Consider the following 16,708-nt stretch of genomic DNA (forward strand, 5'->3'; position numbering starts at 1 on the left):
TCAGGAGGCTCCAGCCTTGTTCAATTATAGTCAGATCCGTTAGAACATACCTAGGTGTTGGTGTCTTTGATCTTGTCATGAACCATCTTCAGATGGTCGCGGTGATTTCTCAGAACAGGAAGTGTTTTGCTGATCCATGCTTTAAGCTCGGCATCCTCCGTTTTTTCCATCCGGTTCTCGAACTTGCGGATAGACTCGTCGTGCCGGTCGATCATTTCGTTGCACCACTTTTTATCAAAGTCTTTTCCGGCCTCGTCACTGAACCTTTCAGTTTTTCTCCTTGCTTCATCATCTTCTTCAACTGGAACAGTGATGGACTTCGACTGCGCCAGTGTTTTCAGCTCGTTCAATGCCTTGGTGTGATCTTCCACCATCATGGCAGCGGCTTTCTTCACTTCAGGGTTGGCAGACCGTTGTGTGGCAAGACCTGCAAATTTTATTTCACCGTAGTTGGCGGCAACGGTATTGGCCACGAAGTCCGCATCGTTCTCCATGCTCTTATCGTCAAACTTTTCGTCGTTCGCTTCTTCAGCCACTTCCTTGCTGTCTTCATTGTCATTTGTGTCACTGTCGCTCTCTCTCCTGGTATCACAGGCAAGCATCAGCACCAGGGAAGCCAATGTCAATATTCTGAAAATCCGTTTCATAAAAATTGGTTTTTAGTTTCTGAAGGGCATGGAAAAACCATTCCAACGCGCTGAACAGGCGAAGAGGTCGTGCCCCTTGCATCAACTGCTGTTTCGAATGTGTAACTTCGTACACATTAAAAGGCTGCTATCGGTCGCTCACCGGCGCATGACAGCCAATGCAAGGCATGTGTTTTTGAGAATAAGACTCAATTGATCAGCACCATGAAACTGACTCGCAGCCGCATCAAACGCAAAACATCACGTGATACTGCAGACGCATCGCACGACAACGCTTATCAAAAAAGTTTAGCGGAAAACCGGATGCGATCAGTTCGCGGCAGCGGCAGGATCAAACTCACCGACTACATCACACCCATGCTGGCGAGCGTTGGCGACAGTGCTTTCGACGACGAGCAGTGGATCTTCGAGATCAAGTGGGACGGATACCGGGCCGTTGCAGAGATCGGCGACACCGTGAGGTTGTACTCGCGCAACGGTCTCTCGTTCCTGCCCTTGTATCCGGCAGTAGCGGAGGCGCTCAGCAAGATCAAAACCCATGCAGTGCTCGATGGTGAGATCGTTGCCCTGAACAAGCAAAACAAACCCGACTTTCAAAAACTGCAGCAGTATGACAGCCACCGATCGCTTCGCCTTGTCTATTACGTCTTCGACTGTCTCTTTTACAAGGGGAAATCGCTGATGCATCTGCCTGTGACTGAACGAAAAAAATACGCACAGAAAGCGATCGCCGGCAGCAGCAGCATGATCAAATACTCGGATCATATACAGCAATGGGGGAAAGAGGTTTTTGCCAAGGCGGCGGAGATGGGTCTCGAAGGAGTCATCGCCAAAAGAGCCGACAGCTTATACACGCCCGGGAAACGAACCCGCGACTGGCTGAAGATCAAACATCACAACATCCAGGAAGCGATCATTGCCGGGTATACGGCACCACGCGAAAGCCGTCCGTACTTCGGAGCGCTGGTGCTGGCCGTGATGGATCACGGTAAGCTCAGGTACATCGGCCATACGGGCACCGGCTTCACACAGGAGACGCTGAAGACCATGTACAAAAAATTGCAGGAGTTGAAAAGGCCAACCTCCCCTTTCGATCAAAAGATCGCTGTGAATTCTCCCGTCACCTGGGTAGAACCCGCGCTGGTGTGCAACATCAAATACTCAGAAGTTACAGAAGATGGAATACTGCGACATCCTGTTTTTATGGGGCTTCGCATCGACAAAGCTCCTGAGGAGACAACCGTAACGGATGTTCTGCCAAAAAAACAAAAAGCTGCCGCAACGAAAGTTGCCAGGAACACGGTCGCGCCACCCGCAGAAAAAAAACAGCGAAAAAAACCGATCTCGTGAAATGCCTCAAAACCTGGGCGCGTACTGCGTTGTAACACATAGTGAGGCACAACATGGTTAAAAAACTTACATGGGGTAGCCAATAAGTATCCATCGGCTCCTTTTTGTCGCTTATTTTGACTAATTTTCGTGTCCTACTAGCCCTTGATTATACGTTGAAACACTTTTGGAAATGCCTCTTGCTGGCATTGATGTTTTTACCCGAGGTTGTCGACGCACAGAACATCTATGCGCGGAAAGGCTTTCTCGATCTCAGGCAATGGGATTTTGAGCAAAGCCACATCCCGCTCAACGGCGAATGGGAGTTCTATATGAGCGAGCTGATCGCACCCAACGACTTCAGCAACAAAGTAAAATTTCCTCAAGATTATATCGACTTTCCGGCTACCTGGAATGAGCTCAGCAGGGGGCGCAGGCCTGGCGACGGCTATGCCACGTACCACCTGAAAGTGCTGATCAAAGCACCGGCCTCGCTGGCGCTGGAGCTTCCTCACTTCTATTCGAATTACAACCTGTGGATCAACGCGGAGCTGATCGCCGCCAACGGGCAGGTAGGTACCACAGAAAAAACATCGAAGCCGCAATGGCGCCCACAGACCGTTAGTTTCAACGCTACCTCCGATACACTCGACATTGTGATCCAGGCGTCGAACTTTCATCACGCCAAAGGTGGTGTAAGGGAACTGTTGCTGCTGGGCGACGCCAGGAAGCTGGAGTTCAAGAAAAAAGTTGCCAGCATCAGCAACCTTACGGAATTCGGTGGCCTTGCCGTTACCACGCTGTTCTTCGTTTTCCTGTTCCTGTTCTCACGCCCTGAAAGGTCACTGCTTTACTTCGCAGGATTGTGCCTCACATGGGCTATCCGGTCAATGTTCTCCAACCGGTACGTTGCCATTTCGTTCTTTCCCGATTTCCCCTGGGAGATCTGCGTCAAGATCGAATACATTACCCTTTACCTGATGATGATCATGGCCATTCTTTTCATTGCCAGGCTTTTTAAGAACGAAGTGAACTCGGCATCCAAATATCTTTTCTGCCTGTTCAACAGCATCTTTATATTGTTAACGTTGTTCTTCACAGCTTCACTGTACACACAGTTCCTGCCGGTTTACCTTTCCTTTGCTGCCGTGCTGCTCGTGTACGTGGTGTACATCCTCATCCGGGCTCTCGTCTATGAGCGCGAAGGTGTGTGGTTCATGATCAGCTGCATGTTCCTGGGCGTGATCATGTTCTCTTACGACATCGTTTCCTACCAGGGGTTTGCCACCTTCAACCCGGTGATCCTCAGCGTAGGTTATTTTATCATGTACATGCTCATGGGCGTCGGCCTGCTCTTCCAGCTTGGGTACCTGAAAAGGCCAACAGGTCACGTGAGTGTGCTCACGTACGAAGACCTGTATGGTGATGGTAAAAAAGAGAAACGTTAAAAGATCACCTGACAAGCTGAAGCCAGCTTTTGCAGGCATCGTGATCCTGCACGGAGATCTCGTAATAGTAAACACCTGCCGCCAGCCCCTCGCCTGACCAGTCGTACTGGTAATCATCGTTCTTGTATAATACAGTACCCCAGCGGTTGTAGATGGTGACCGAAGTTTTGAAACCGAAATCCGCCGGTGTGACGCCCTCGGTGTTTCCGTATTGCACGGTGAGCACGTCGTTCAGTCCCTCCGAGCCCGAAGGTGTAATGACATTCGGAACCTTGACGGTAAAAATAGGAACATCAGCCGTCTTCTCATACACGCAGCCGTAGCGCGCTGCCACCAGGCGCACGCGGTAGACGCCATCTGCTTCATAATGATGGTCGGCTTGTGGCACATCGGAGGTCTGGCCGTCGCCAAAATCAAAGAACATGGTGTCATCGCTCCTCAGGCTGTCGGTAAGATTGGTGAGGCGTACGAAGGGACGGTCGAAACAACCCGACTGCCTGGCAATTTGAAAACTTGTGTTGATGGCTGGCACCACGTTGATGCGCACACTGTCGTCATAAAAACAACCGTTGTGCGCCGTGACCCTTACAAAATACGTGGTGGTATCAGCCGGGCTTACTACCGGGTTGGCTTGAGTCGAAACCAGTGTATGATCTCTCGTACGCCAGTCATAAAACACACCCCCATCGGCCTTGAGCTGATACGGTTCGCCTGCACACACGTGATCGTTCTCTTGCACGGTGGCATAGATGGTGTTCACCGTTACCACCGTTGATGTGGAATCCACGACCTTACAGGTACCGGGATCGATGGCCTTCAGCTTTACGAGGTAGTTGCCTGTGCTGCCATACAGGTGCGTGATGGATGTGAGATCCGTTTTTACAGGCTTCGCTCCGTCTCCCAGGTCCCATTCAAAGGTCTCTCCTCCCGTGCTGAAATTCTGGAACACGATCGTGTCGCCGAGGCAAATTTTGTTCAGGCCGGGCATGTTCAGCTTTACGGAGTTGGTCTGAATTTTTGCATCCAGGGAAGAGAGGTCGAACTTGAAGGCTGCGTTGTTGCAGTTCTTGCTCCGGTTCACCCTTGACCATACCCCTGCCGTTGTAGGGAAGTCTGACGTAGGCCCCTGGGTTTCGTTTAAAGATGTGCACCCGGAACAAACGGCATGATACACGATGCCACCTTTATCGAAACGACTGGTGCCACCATCCACATGGGTACGCGATTGATTGCCCCCCAGGTAAGTAGCGTACAGGAGCTTCGAGGCATCATCGGTAAGCACAATGAAATAAAAATCGGAGCCGCTCGTGGTTCTCTGAATGGCATCGGGCGTTACCGGCATGCCGCGGGTAGAGCTATTCCAGAATCCACTCTCGCTGTTGATCTCACCGCCCCAGCCTGCCATGTACAGGTTGTTGCATTCATTGACCAGGAACGCCGTTGGGGAAATATCGGGTATGATACCGCCTGAGCCGAACACAGTGGAAAAGATCCGGGCATTCAGTGTATGGTTATACTTCTGAACAAACTGGCCACTGCGGGGATTACTGAAAATACCGGGAGTCCGGACAAAGCTATTACCGGCGGTGGTTTGACCATACACATACACTTCGTCGTTCTCATCCAGATCCAGAAAATATACCTGTTCATATGAATTGGTGGGAGCTGTTCCTACAAATGTGCTATTGAGGATCGCCGATCCGTCGGCCGCGATCTTCGCGATCCATCCGTCAGCAGTGCCAGCCGAACCCGCTTTTGCAGGCTGAAAGCCACCAGGCGCAGCGGGAAAATCTACACTCGCTGTACCTCCTGCGATAAAGATATCGCCATGGGAGTCGAGCTTGAGCGTGTAGGCCGCGTCTTCCCGGCTTCCACCGAGATAAGTACCCCACGCTATCTGCGAAAGATCGGGAGAAAGCTTTAAGAGGACGGCGTCGGTAAGCCCGTTATTATACGTCAGATCGAATCCGTTCGTGAACCCGGGAGGAAAAAAATCGGGAGACGCCGTGACGGAGCTGATATAAATATTTCCATTGGCGTCTGTGATCACATCGCCCCTGAGCTCATCGCCGTAGTTGGCCACCATCCACCCGTTGATATCATTCAAACCGTCGTTCTCGGCACCGCCTAAAAATGTCGAATTGATAAGCATCGTACCCTCGCGGCTGATGCGTGCCACAAAAATATCCGAGCCATTGTCGTAGTCGATCACGTTTCTATTGAAGTCCCCTCCACCAAAAGACCGGTCGAAAGCTCCCGTCGTGGTTGGAAAATCCGGAGAGCTTGTGGTACCCAATACGATCAGCTCTTCGTTGGCGTTCATCACCAGGCTGTGAGGTGATTCTCCAAAATCGCCACCGAGAAACGTGGAATAAAGAAGGTTCGCTCCTGTTGAATCGTATTTCAAAATCCCCACATCGTAATCGCCACCATACGTGCGCTGGAATGCGCCCACGGTAGTGGTGAAGATGCCGCCGTGTGTGGCCTGGTTGGTCACACCTGACGAATAGAGGTTGCCATGCTCTCCCGGCGTAGCGGTGCTGCCCCAGTTGTCGGCCGTAAATCCCGAATAAGTGGAGAAGATCAGCAGCGGATCGATGGTAAGCCCGGCGCAGGGATCGTAACCTTCCGGGAAACAGAATGAGAGCAGGTTTCCCTGCAGATCGAATTCACAACGCACATATTTCTTTTTACCGTCAACATACTGCCAGGCTACGGGACGTTTCTCGATGATATCGGCGAGCGACGTTTTGATGGTCAGGTCGCCCTGCGAGATGCGCACGTCATCCGCGCCATCATAGCGCACTGCGATCTGCGACGGGTCACCTCCCGGCGCAACAATAAAATCGTACTTCAGATTCGAGCCGGCGGCGTATACTTTGAGATCGACATCGCGGTAGAAAGCAGGGTACAACATGCCACTGTAGGCATAGGCCATAGACCTCCACTTTTCAGGATCGTTTCCCAGGAAGTAGTTGAAATAATCGGATGATCGCCCGAAAGGCAAGGGCTGCGCGTTTGTATTGGCACCGATAAAAGTAACCTGCACGGCATGCTCTTTCACCTGCCAGTCGGTACCAGCATCGGGCTGCTGGCGGTGGTGGCGAAGCTCGTGAAGCTCCTGGAGGCGGGCTCCGTCCCTGAAATGGTATTTGAAGAATCCGGGGCCTATGATCATGTTACCGCCACCCGGTAGTTGGGCAGCAAAATGTACATTTCCGGGCCACTGGTCTTTGTTCTCGATAAACCTGATGCCGGGTTCAGGCTCCGTGCAATATCCCCAGGTTGGGGCTAAAAATCCGGCAATGAACAGGAACACAGGGAGAAACTTCCTGCACAAACACATTGTCATACCACGTCAGCTTTCATTAGGGCTCTGACGCGTAAGATACGCATAAAAATCCAATCAGCTCTCTTTGCGCAGCACCTGCAGCGGTGGCGTGTTGATCACCTCACGTGAGTTGAACCAGCCGATGGCCACGGTCAGCAGCACCACGCCGGCGCCGATGATGAGCAGCTCGAGCCAGTCGAACGCAAACGTGATCTCGAAGAAGAAACGTGTGAGCAGCCAGCCTCCTCCCAGGGAGAGGATCATGCCCGTGAGCGCCGAGAACAGACCGAGGTAGGCGTATTCGATCAGCGTAATTTTTGTGATCTGCCGGGTGCGCGCGCCTACGGTACGAAGCAGTACATTTTCGCGGATGCGCACAAATTTGCTGTTGATCACCGCGCCTGCCAGCACCACCAGCCCGGTAACGATGCTGAACAATGCCAGGAACCGGATGATGAGTCCCAGCTTATCAAAAAGCTCGTTAACAGTGCTGAGGATCAGGCGCAGGTCTATCAATGAAACGTTCGGGAACTGCATCACCAGGGCCTGCTGAAAACGGTTGGCCTGCTGCTGATCGTTGATACGCGTAGCCGTCACGAAGATCTGCGGTGCGTTCTCCAGCACATCGGGTGGAAACACAAAAATGAAATTCGGCGGATCTTTGGGCCACTCCACCTTGCGCACGCCACCGATATAGGCTTTCACGGGCACACCCTGCATGTCGAACACCAGCGAATCGCCCAGCTTCACCTCAAGGTTCTCTTCCATACCTTCCGAAATGGTAACCCACACCGAATCACGTGACGTTTTCTTTTTCTGGATCTCGCCCTTGATCAGGGTCTCTGAACGGTGCAGGCTATCGCGATACGTAACCCGGTATTCGCGTGTAAGCGCCCAGTTGGGGATCTTGTCGGTAGTGTCTTTCTGCAGCGATTCGATAGATCTTCCCTTCAGCTCGCTCAGCCTGCAGGTGATGATGGGCACCACCTGGTTCACTTCCAGCTTGTTGTCTTTCATCAGCTTCACCACGCCATCGCGCTGTGACGGCTGAATATCGAACAGGATGGTGTTGGACTGATTCTCCTGTCCGGTGAACTCTACCTGGCCCAGCATGCTGCGCTCAACGATGTTCAGCGTGGAGATGATAAATGCGCCCAGCCCTATGGTGACCATGAGCACACGCGTCTGGTTATTGGGCCTGAACAGGCTCGACAGTGAGTGCCGCCAGATAAAACCAGCCCGGTAAGGGAAGAATTTTTTCACGAGCATGAGCAGCAGCATGGCAACGCCGGTGAGGCAGATCAGCGCCGCCACCAGTCCCGCAAAGAACATGAGTCCTGTGAGCCAGCTCCGGGTCTGCAATGCGGCAAAGGCTACGGGAAAAATGCCGATCAGCACCAGCGCCGTGATCTTGGTCTTGGAGAAGATGCGGCCCGCCTGAAAATCAGTACGCAACACCGTGAGCGGCGGAACAAACCTGACGGACACAAGCGGAAGTATGGAAAAGAGCACGGACACCACAGCGCCCAGTCCCAATCCCATCAGCAACGATTTCCATGAAAGGGTGAAACCGATCTCGAAGGGAACCACACCCTTCAAAAAGAGCGGTATGAGCTGCTGAATGCCTACCCCCAGAAAGGAGCCGACAATGCTGCCGATGATACCGAGAATGAAGATCTGGATGAAAAAGATATTGAATGCCTGCCACCCTGACGACCCGATGCATCGCAGCACGGCCACCTCTTCGCGCTTCTCACGGGCGTAAATGTGCACGGAGCTCGCTACCCCGATACAGCCCAGGATCAACGCAATAAATGCCAGCAGTGAAAAGAACTGATAAATGGAAAGAAATCCCCTGCCCAATCCTTCTTTCCTGCCTTCCACCGTCTCCCAGGAGTAGCCGTGCTTGCGGATGAGTGGTTTGATCTTGTCAACGGTTTCCTTCGTCTGTTTTTCAGAGGCGATGCGGAAATATTGTTTGTAGTTCACACGGCTTCCGTACTGTACCAGTCCCGTTGAATCAAGATCATCCAGCGAGATATAGACCGAGGGCGTGAACGTAGCCATGAGACCACCGCCACCAGGGATCTTGCTTACCACGCCAGAGACCTTGAACACGCTGTTGCCGATGCGGATGGAGTCGCCTGAGCTTACTTCGTATTGGCTCGCCAACGTTTCATCCATCATGGCATAACTCCCCTGCTTCATGCGGCTGTAGGCGTCAGCGGGTTGTGTTTCTATCTTGCCATAAAAAGGAAAATCGCCTTTCACTGCTACCAGCCGGATGAGCCTTGACTGCCCGTTATGCAGGAACAGCACCATAGAAGCCATGTCCGCTTCGGAAGCCTGCGGATAATCGAGCGAATCAAAAACGGTCTGAAGCTCCTTGTTGAATTTCTTTTCACCATTCACCACCAGGTCGGCGCCCAGCAGCTCTTTGGCGTTGTTGTTGATATCGGCCTGCAGCGAATAGTTGATGGAATCGAGCGCCACAACGGCCGCGATACCCGTGATCAGCGATGCCGTGAATAGAAATAGCCGCGAATAATTATGACGCGCATCACGCCAGGCCATCCGCCACACCCATGCATCGCGGAAAATAGATTTTGTTTTGCGTTTGATCTTGATGACGTACTCAATCATATATCAGTTGCCGGTTGCCAGTTACCGGTTGCCGGTTAGACTGGGCGCTGGCGTTTCACATTTACGGTTCTGATTCTACAGGTCTAAAAGCATTATCTCACGGTACCGAAACTGGCAACCGGTAACTGGCAACTAATGCCCGATGCCGAATGCCTGGCTGTAAACTTCCTGAACAAGCTTGCCTCCCTTCATGCGCAGGATCCTTTGCGTGCGCTGGGCAAGCTCCAGGTTGTGTGTGACCAGCACCAGCGTTGTGCCCTGCTCCTTGTTCATGCCGAAGAGCAGCTCGGTGATGTGGTGTGCATTTTCTTCGTCGAGGTTGCCGGTGGGCTCGTCGGCAAACAATATTTTAGGATCGGTAATGAAAGCGCGCGCCATGGCTACACGCTGCTGCTCCCCACCCGAAAGCTGCGATGGGTAATGCTGCATCCGGGCGGCAAGTCCCACGCGGTTAAGGAGGTCTTTGGCCTTGTCAGCCACATTTTTTTCGCCCCTGAGCTCCAGTGGCACCATTACGTTCTCCAGTGCCGTGAGTGTAGACAGCAGCTGAAAATTCTGGAATACAAAACCCACATACAGGTTGCGGATGTATGCCCGGTCGTCTTCGCTCATGGTATTCAGCCTGAATCCCATCAGTGAGATTACACCACTGGAAGGTGTATCCAGGCCGGCGCAGAGCCCCAGCAGGGTAGTTTTGCCGCTTCCCGATGGGCCGATAATAGAGATAGAGTTGCCCTGCTCAACCGAAAAGGAGATCTGGTCCAGCACCACCAGCTGATTTTCTGCCGAACGGTAGATTTTTGTGAGATTCTCTGCCTGAAGCACTATTTGTGACATGGTTTTTGTAATATCCCGTTTAATTTTAAATCGTTTATCGGGTAAAATTGTTACACCGAGAGATTTAAAGTTTAAGGTTTAAAGTTGGGCGTCCCTAAACTTGAAACTTGAAACTTTTAACCTGAAACTAGCAATCTTTTGATCATGGTCGCAAAAAAGCTGCTCATTATTGCATTTACACTGGTTTTTCAATCTTCCCCTAAAACAATCCTGTTCTTTGGAGACAGCCTTACCGCCGGCTATGGCCTGTCGCCGGAAGAGGCCTTCCCTGCCCTGGTAGAACAAAAGCTGGCGAAAAATGGCAAGCCGAGCAAGGTTGTGAATGCCGGTTTGAGCGGCGAAACTTCCGCGGGCGGCCTGACGAGGATCGACTGGATCCTGCGCCAGCCAGTGGATATCTTTGTGCTCGAGCTGGGCGCTAATGACGGGCTTCGCGGCCTGCCACCCGACCAAACACAAAAGAACCTGCAGGCCATCATCGATAAAGTGAAGGCCAAATATCCGAAGGTACGTGTGGTGGTGGCCGGTATGATGGTGCCACCCAACATGGGTCAGGATTATACCACCAAGTTCAGAAAGATCTTTCCCGAGATCGCCAAAAAGAACAATGCAACACTGATACCGTTCCTGCTCCAGGATGTTGCCGGCAACGAGAAGCTGAACCAGGCCGACGGGATCCATCCCAACGTTGAAGGGCACCGCATCGTTGCTGATAATGTATACAAGGTGATCAGCAACCTCTGGTAGCGCATAGCCCCGCGGACCTCATCAGTTTCAGTCGCGTAAGTTTTCGGCTCAAATTCCAGTCTCCGGAAAATCCATTGCTGTTATATTTACCTGCGTATGAATTTACTCAGGTCCATATTACCACTCCGGGCAGTAGTGTTTCTCCTGTCTGTGGAAGTATTGAACCTGAGCATCGACCCTCCTGACCTGCGGCCCTATCATCCCGAAGACCTGTCTGTAAACGATATTGAAAGCATCGCCGAGCTGGTGCTCGAAAACGTATTTGGTGTGCAGAACGCAGTGAAAGAGCTTGAAGACCAGGACACACCCGATGGTAGTCCGTTTACTTTGAAGGTCGATCTTTATTCATCCCTGTCGGCAAAGCTTCATCCAAAACCTTGTTTCTTCATCGTCAAAAAATCTTACCAGGAACTTCAAAAGAACCGGTTCAATGCTGTGTTCTCCGAGATCGCCTCTCCTCCACCGAAAGCTTAAGCACCGCCTGACCGAATAAAGCTCTTTCGTAATCGATTCCCTAAAACCTCACTGTACTAATTATCATGAAAGGTCCGGACAAAAAAAGTTTTTGGCTCAATCTCATATTCCTGCTCGTTATCATTACCATCGGCGTTGTGACCATTATCGTGTCACTGATCCTGGGCAATTGAGATTTACCGGAAGTGGGCACGGGCGGAGCAGTTTTGCAGATTCAGCCTGTGCTCACGATCCGGTTATTTTTTTGATTGTCGGGCCGACCATTCAATGGCCTGCCCCATCAGCTTCCTGAAATTAGGGTTGGAGAAAGCGGAAGGTCCGTGGCCCAGCTGTATGTAGGTAACATCTGATTTGCCATAATGGTTGATCCACGCCAGGTAGCGCATGCTCTTGGGGTGTGTGGTGCTGAGCAAAGGTTTAACACCCGGTAAGATCTCAACGTCGCCATACACTTCGTCGAAGATCTCAAAATCACCGAGGCCCCTGGTTACGGGATGTTTTTTGTCTTCTACCTTCACGGGAATGGTAACATCGTGCTCATAATTGGCTTTTAGGGTATCGCCCTTCACCACCACGGGATGGGTATGGTACTGGCCACCGACGATCCGGATGAATTCGGGCCAGTCCTGATACGATACCAGCGCATGATGCAGAAAGATCATGGATGCGCCTTTTTTCAACAGGGCAATGTAGGCGTCCTGCTGCGCGGGCGTGATGGTATCGAACATATCATAGAACAGCAGCACGTCATAGCGGCTCACCTCGGCTGAAGCGATGAGGGCATTGGCCTCCGGTTGCACCAGGGTGTCGTACACTATGGAGGGAATGGAATTAAAAACGTCATAGAACGGCTTGTGCTTAAAGCCGTGCCCGCCGGTTACGATCAGTACACGTATCTTTTTTGACTGTGCAAGAGCGGCCTGGATGGAGATGGTAAGTGTAAAGGCCAGCAGGAAACCGATGACAAAGGGTAAACGGACATTTCTCATACCTATAAAAAATACAAATTTCGTTCGGGGAAGTCTATACCCTTTGACGTATGGATCTTTACCATCCCGCACTGGCTGTGACTATTTATTAATCCGCCACATTATTTTTATCTTTGGCACCGGTTCACAACCCATGGAGAGATGCCAGAGTGGCCGAATGGGGCGGTCTCGAAAACCGTTATTCACGCAAGTGGATCCAGGGTTCGAATCCCTGTCTCTCCGCAAACCAAGCAACGCCCTTGACGACAGTCAAGGGCATTTTTGTTTTGGAGCGTTGCCGAGCGCCTCGCTCGAGCATAAGCGCAAAAACAAAAATGCAAAGAGAGCACAGCGAACGGCGTTGATTGGTTTAAGCCTCCCCTTCAGGGATCACGTGAGTAATCCCTGTCTCTCCGCCAAACCATCAAAAATAAAGGGAGCAGAACGGGCTAAACGCCCCTTTGTAACTATCACCGCAGCCTCTCTCCCGAGGGATAAACTTCTGCCGCCTTACTAAAAAATGTAGCACATAGTGCTATTGTGTGTATCCAAGAACCGATACTGGCGGGCTTGAACGGAAGCGGGAAGTCCCATGATCTCAATCTTCTATCGTTTTTGCCACTAAATTTATTCCTTGTCAAATGTTGCACCCCAAATTCATCTTATTATCTTAGTAAAGATTCCCCGCCCCACCTGATCCACTCGATCGCAAGCCCACTTGGAGTCGCACCTTTCGCTTTATATACCTTGGACAGTTTTATCGAATTTAGGACTATTTAGAATGGCATTAAAATTTGAGTTTAGCCTTCCAATTGAGCACGCTGACTTGCAATCGGAGGATGTTCGGAGCATCCTAAAAAAAGTAGACATTCTAATTGTTACTGTCAATGAGGCCGAGCGAGCCAGTATCTTCAGACTGCTACTCCCGATCCCTGAAAAAAATTCTATTTTGAGCATTAACCACCAAAGTTATACCTACCGCATAGGCCGGCTCGGCTACCACCTGGTAGCGCATGTCCAGTCCCAAATGGGATCTATACAACCCAATGCGTCGCTATTAACTGTATCAACCGCAATTGATGTGATCAAACCCAAAGCTGTTATTATGGTTGGAGTAGCGTTTGGCATAAATCCAGATAAGCAATTCAAAGGAGACGTGCTCATTTCACGTTCAGTATCCTATTATGAAGTTGCAAGGATCAATGAAAAACAATGGGACATAACACAAAGAGGCATTACACCGATTAGCGGCAATTTACTTTACAATAGTTTTGTCAATATTATAGATTGGGGATTTTATGTTACCCGCAAGCGAAAAGCAAGACCTCTTGCGGGCGATCTTCTGTCAGGCGAAAAATTGATTGACAATCTTGATTACAGAAACTTTTTACGGGATAAATTTCCTACCGCAATTGGTGGTGAAATGGAAGGTTCAGGCTTGTCCAGTGCGTGCATTAGTAAGGGGCTTAACGAGTGGATAATCATCAAAGGTATTTGCGACTGGGGGGATGGAAAAAAGGATAAAAAATTCCAACCCAAAGCCGCAGCAGCATCAATGTCATTGGTTTTTCACGCCCTATCAATTCCGACAATTTTCAACGGTCTCGAAATAAGTGTACTTGACCACCACACGGTAATAGCAGAAAAAGAAAAGTATACGCTAAATGCAAGAAAAGGATCTCCACTCTGGGTTTTAAACCGCATTAAATCAGATGCGTTGTCAAAGCTTATCGCAGATATCGAGTTCGTTAGTAAGACAGGATATCCCGACAATATTGCCGATGCGGTAATGCGCGACTTAAATCTGCTGTATGACGAAGTCCTGGATCTGCCTGCACTTTATGAAGGGAATGCGGAACTAAGGAATTTATTCACAGATTTTCTGAACACCTTTAAATCATGGCGAACGATTACCAACGCTCAGCCATTTGCCGAGCAGCGCCGGAATAAATTATCTCTGAAGCTAAGTGGCATTCGAGAGAACATCGCCAGACATCTTTCACAAACTCAAAAAAGCCTTAGCTACAATGTAGCTGATGTGAATCCCGAGAATTTCATTAATCTTCTAGGAATAACCGAGGAGTTTCCCGATCTCTTTCCTAATCTAAAAAAAGCGACAAAGAAAATTAAAAGGGGCATAGATTCAACCAAGTAAGGCGTGAGATGTTAGACCGCGCAACTGGCAATATAATTTACAAATTATTTCATTGCTTCCCCGCATGGGCTGGCACATTCGCACAACCGATCGATAGGTTTGCGATGAATATTCGAATTAATCGTTATCGACGATATTTTCGTGAAGAGTAAACAAAATAAAAGATGAAGTAACCGGCAAACACTCTCATGAAAAAATCTATCTGGCTTCCAATTGGTTGTATTTAAAGGTGAAACGAATTTATCGGTATCCCCTGGACCTAAAAATCCCAAGAGAACTATCTTACCTTCGATATCGGATTTTTTCACCTTGCCACTACGCAAATCTAACCCAGAGGATATTTTAAAGTCATGGTTTCTTGCTCTGAAATCTACGTCAACTATTTGGGGATGACCATCAATCTACTTCATGTTTTCATACTGTCAATGGTGGCCGCCCATTTGATGCTGTGGTTACTGGCGGAGGTAATGCCGGATTGCTGTTGCTGCTAAAAGATGCCCGGTTGTTGTAGAAGGCTTTGCAGCCGAAAGTCAGCGATAACTGGTATTAAGCTATTTCGGCAGTGATTTTCCACAGCTTAGCAGCAAATAATCAAACCAATAGCCTGATGAATAGGAAAGCAGGATTAAAACGTTAACTTTGATTAACTTATTCGATCGGATCAGGCACTCCTTTGGTTTCTCAATCGAGAGAAACAGGTTCTAGTCTCCATGGGTTCAATAAGGAGTTTCTACTCCAGACTACCATGGAAAACAACGACTTCGGCACCATTCCTTCATCTGCCCTTTCACAAAACATTTCAATGACAAAAATCCACCTCGCGTTATCAGCGGAACAGCTATCAAGCCTTCACGAAGGTATTAACATAAATACAGCGCTGGTGGAAGAAAGTAGAAAAGCAATTGCGGAGTCGCTCATAATTCTCAAAAAGTTCGGATCTAAAGGCCTTTACCTTGATGAGAAATGGTAAAGCGCTCCAACGGTAGCCCGATCAGGCTAAAAAAATCGATTGAAGAAAGTCCTTCTTTGAGCAAGCAGTCACGGTCTGCGCCGTTCTTTGGTTGGCAAGCGTGATTCACGGTATTTAACTATCCTTTCGTATGATTTAAAGGTAACTATGCAACCATGCTTCGCACCCAGGTGCTGCATGAGGCCACCCGTTAAACTCACCTCGATCGTGCACCACGCCATGCCAATGATGCAGATGACATATCGCAACGCCCAAATAATGGTTCTGCTAGTCACGGTGATGATCAGCGTAATTACTGCCACCGCGCAGCCTGAGAAAAAGCGACTTCAGCCTGGAAAACTCTACGAATCCGGAGAGGTCATCTACGCTCCTTTCTATGGCTTCTCCAGCACCGTTCCCGCGAATTGGAAGGGCACATTACCGATTGACATGGAGATCTTTTTACTATTACCCGACACCACCGGTATCTGTGGCGAGATCTACACTTTTGCAAGCGAAAAAAATGACCTGTCGTCATTGCAAAAACACTGGTTACGCGGGGTGTCATTCTCACCATCCATTAAAGTCAGGGCAACTGATATCACCCTGGAGAACGACATGATCATGGCTGAAGTAGTACCTGAGGGTGATGCCGTCAATACCGGGAACAAAGGATTTGCCATGGCGAGATGCGGCCCCTTTGGCTATTGCATTACTTGTTTGGCAATCGGTCCTGTACAATGCTACGATGAAATGAAGATGGCAGTAGAAAATTTCATGCGCAAAGCACTGTTCACACAGCCATCCGATGTCTCGATATATGTTGACTTTAACTGGAAGGAATTCCTGTCAAATAAATCGTTGATCACCTTTTCCATGATCGAGCAATCATCGGGTTCAGGCAGCAAAGAAAATACTTTTAACCTCTGCGGTGATGGTACCTTCAACGGGCAGATCAAGAAGAAAGGAAGTATGAAACAGCTCAACGCAAGCTACAAGGGTTATCAATCGGGTTCCTGGTCGACTGAGAGCATCGGTGAAACGGGTGTTCTTAAACTTGCTTTCAAAAAACTTCCAGCCGCAGAATTACAGATGAGCATCAAAGACGATCGTATTTATGTGAATGGTGAGCGTTATTTTGTTGCAGAATCGGCGAAATGTAAACAATAAAAGATTAAAT

12 protein-coding genes and 1 tRNA gene are annotated in these 16,708 nt (G+C 49.7%); 8 read left to right on the forward strand and 5 right to left on the reverse strand.

The genetic code is table 11. The features are described from left to right. Window positions 1-50 precede the first annotated feature (50 nt). Entirely contained in the window at window positions 51-647 is a 597-nt protein-coding gene (locus tag KK083_RS15870; protein WP_254164450.1) for a DUF4142 domain-containing protein, read from the reverse strand. Between the two features lie 204 nt (window positions 648-851). On the opposite strand from KK083_RS15870, the gene ligD reads away from it, so the two are divergent. Beyond that, window positions 852-1,997, forward strand: coding sequence for a non-homologous end-joining DNA ligase (gene ligD / locus KK083_RS15875; protein WP_254164452.1), 1,146 nt, complete (start codon window positions 852-854; stop codon window positions 1,995-1,997). A gap of 155 nt (window positions 1,998-2,152) precedes the next feature. After that, window positions 2,153-3,424 (forward strand): 7TM-DISM domain-containing protein, encoded by a 1,272-nt coding sequence (locus KK083_RS15880; RefSeq protein ID WP_254164454.1) that lies wholly within the window; start codon window positions 2,153-2,155, stop codon window positions 3,422-3,424. 4 nt (window positions 3,425-3,428) lie between these two features. Here KK083_RS15880 and KK083_RS15885 read toward each other — a convergent pair whose 3' ends face one another. The 3 genes from KK083_RS15885 to KK083_RS15895 all read right to left on the reverse strand — a co-directional run bounded on the left by KK083_RS15885 (window position 3,429) and on the right by KK083_RS15895 (window position 10,235). Next, window positions 3,429-6,776: a DUF7948 domain-containing protein gene (locus tag KK083_RS15885; protein WP_254164456.1), complete on the reverse strand. Its 3,348-nt coding sequence runs from the start codon at window positions 6,774-6,776 to the stop codon at window positions 3,429-3,431. A 54-nt stretch (window positions 6,777-6,830) separates the two neighbouring features. Next, window positions 6,831-9,398, reverse strand: a complete 2,568-nt coding sequence (locus tag KK083_RS15890; RefSeq protein WP_254164458.1) for an ABC transporter permease — start codon at window positions 9,396-9,398, stop codon at window positions 6,831-6,833. A 132-nt stretch (window positions 9,399-9,530) separates the two neighbouring features. Continuing rightward, window positions 9,531-10,235, reverse strand: a complete 705-nt coding sequence (locus KK083_RS15895) for an ABC transporter ATP-binding protein (RefSeq protein WP_254164460.1) — start codon at window positions 10,233-10,235, stop codon at window positions 9,531-9,533. Between the two features lie 144 nt (window positions 10,236-10,379). On the opposite strand from KK083_RS15895, the gene KK083_RS15900 reads away from it, so the two are divergent. Together KK083_RS15900 and KK083_RS15905 are read left to right on the forward strand one after the other, a co-directional pair. After that, window positions 10,380-10,982 carry an arylesterase gene (locus tag KK083_RS15900; RefSeq protein WP_254164462.1) on the forward strand — a complete coding sequence of 201 codons (603 nt, stop codon included), beginning with the start codon at window positions 10,380-10,382 and terminating at the stop codon, window positions 10,980-10,982. A 96-nt stretch (window positions 10,983-11,078) separates the two neighbouring features. Next, complete coding sequence (locus tag KK083_RS15905; protein ID WP_254164464.1) at window positions 11,079-11,456, forward strand: hypothetical protein; 378 nt, start codon at window positions 11,079-11,081, stop codon at window positions 11,454-11,456. Window positions 11,457-11,692: 236 nt separating this feature from the next. Here KK083_RS15905 and KK083_RS15910 read toward each other — a convergent pair whose 3' ends face one another. Then, window positions 11,693-12,445, reverse strand: a complete 753-nt coding sequence (locus KK083_RS15910; RefSeq protein ID WP_254164466.1) for a ThuA domain-containing protein — start codon at window positions 12,443-12,445, stop codon at window positions 11,693-11,695. Window positions 12,446-12,580: 135 nt separating this feature from the next. On the opposite strand from KK083_RS15910, the gene KK083_RS15915 reads away from it, so the two are divergent. The 4 genes from KK083_RS15915 (at window position 12,581) to KK083_RS15930 (ending at window position 16,698) form a co-directional block, all read left to right on the forward strand. Further along, window positions 12,581-12,667: transfer RNA gene (locus tag KK083_RS15915), tRNA-Ser, on the forward strand. A gap of 538 nt (window positions 12,668-13,205) precedes the next feature. After that, on the forward strand, window positions 13,206-14,579 hold the full coding sequence (locus tag KK083_RS15920) for a 5'-methylthioadenosine/S-adenosylhomocysteine nucleosidase family protein (protein ID WP_254164468.1): 1,374 nt from the start codon (window positions 13,206-13,208) through the stop codon (window positions 14,577-14,579). A 745-nt stretch (window positions 14,580-15,324) separates the two neighbouring features. Continuing rightward, window positions 15,325-15,549, forward strand: a complete 225-nt coding sequence (locus KK083_RS15925; RefSeq protein WP_254164470.1) for a hypothetical protein — start codon at window positions 15,325-15,327, stop codon at window positions 15,547-15,549. Between the two features lie 207 nt (window positions 15,550-15,756). Beyond that, window positions 15,757-16,698 (forward strand): hypothetical protein, encoded by a 942-nt coding sequence (locus KK083_RS15930; RefSeq protein WP_254164472.1) that lies wholly within the window; start codon window positions 15,757-15,759, stop codon window positions 16,696-16,698. Window positions 16,699-16,708 lie beyond the last annotated feature (10 nt).

It is taken from the genome of Chryseosolibacter histidinae, assembly GCF_018598225.1.
In the GTDB taxonomy this organism is placed as follows: Bacteria; Bacteroidota; Bacteroidia; order Cytophagales; family Cyclobacteriaceae; genus Chryseosolibacter; species Chryseosolibacter histidini.

What these genes read in the sequence shown, in the direction of transcription:
- KK083_RS15920 (WP_254164468.1), top strand. Translation starts at nt 13,206, where the DNA reads ATGGCATTAAAATTTGAGTTTAGCCTTCCAATTGAGCACGCTGACTTG.
- KK083_RS15900 (WP_254164462.1), top strand. Translation starts at nt 10,380, where the DNA reads ATGGTCGCAAAAAAGCTGCTCATTATTGCATTTACACTGGTTTTTCAA.
- KK083_RS15910 (WP_254164466.1), bottom strand. Translation starts at nt 12,445, where the DNA reads ATGAGAAATGTCCGTTTACCCTTTGTCATCGGTTTCCTGCTGGCCTTT.
- ligD (WP_254164452.1), top strand. Translation starts at nt 852, where the DNA reads ATGAAACTGACTCGCAGCCGCATCAAACGCAAAACATCACGTGATACT.
- KK083_RS15925 (WP_254164470.1), top strand. Translation starts at nt 15,325, where the DNA reads ATGGAAAACAACGACTTCGGCACCATTCCTTCATCTGCCCTTTCACAA.
- KK083_RS15885 (WP_254164456.1), bottom strand. Translation starts at nt 6,776, where the DNA reads ATGACAATGTGTTTGTGCAGGAAGTTTCTCCCTGTGTTCCTGTTCATT.
- KK083_RS15895 (WP_254164460.1), bottom strand. Translation starts at nt 10,235, where the DNA reads ATGTCACAAATAGTGCTTCAGGCAGAGAATCTCACAAAAATCTACCGT.
- KK083_RS15905 (WP_254164464.1), top strand. Translation starts at nt 11,079, where the DNA reads ATGAATTTACTCAGGTCCATATTACCACTCCGGGCAGTAGTGTTTCTC.
- KK083_RS15890 (WP_254164458.1), bottom strand. Translation starts at nt 9,398, where the DNA reads ATGATTGAGTACGTCATCAAGATCAAACGCAAAACAAAATCTATTTTC.
- KK083_RS15870 (WP_254164450.1), bottom strand. Translation starts at nt 647, where the DNA reads ATGAAACGGATTTTCAGAATATTGACATTGGCTTCCCTGGTGCTGATG.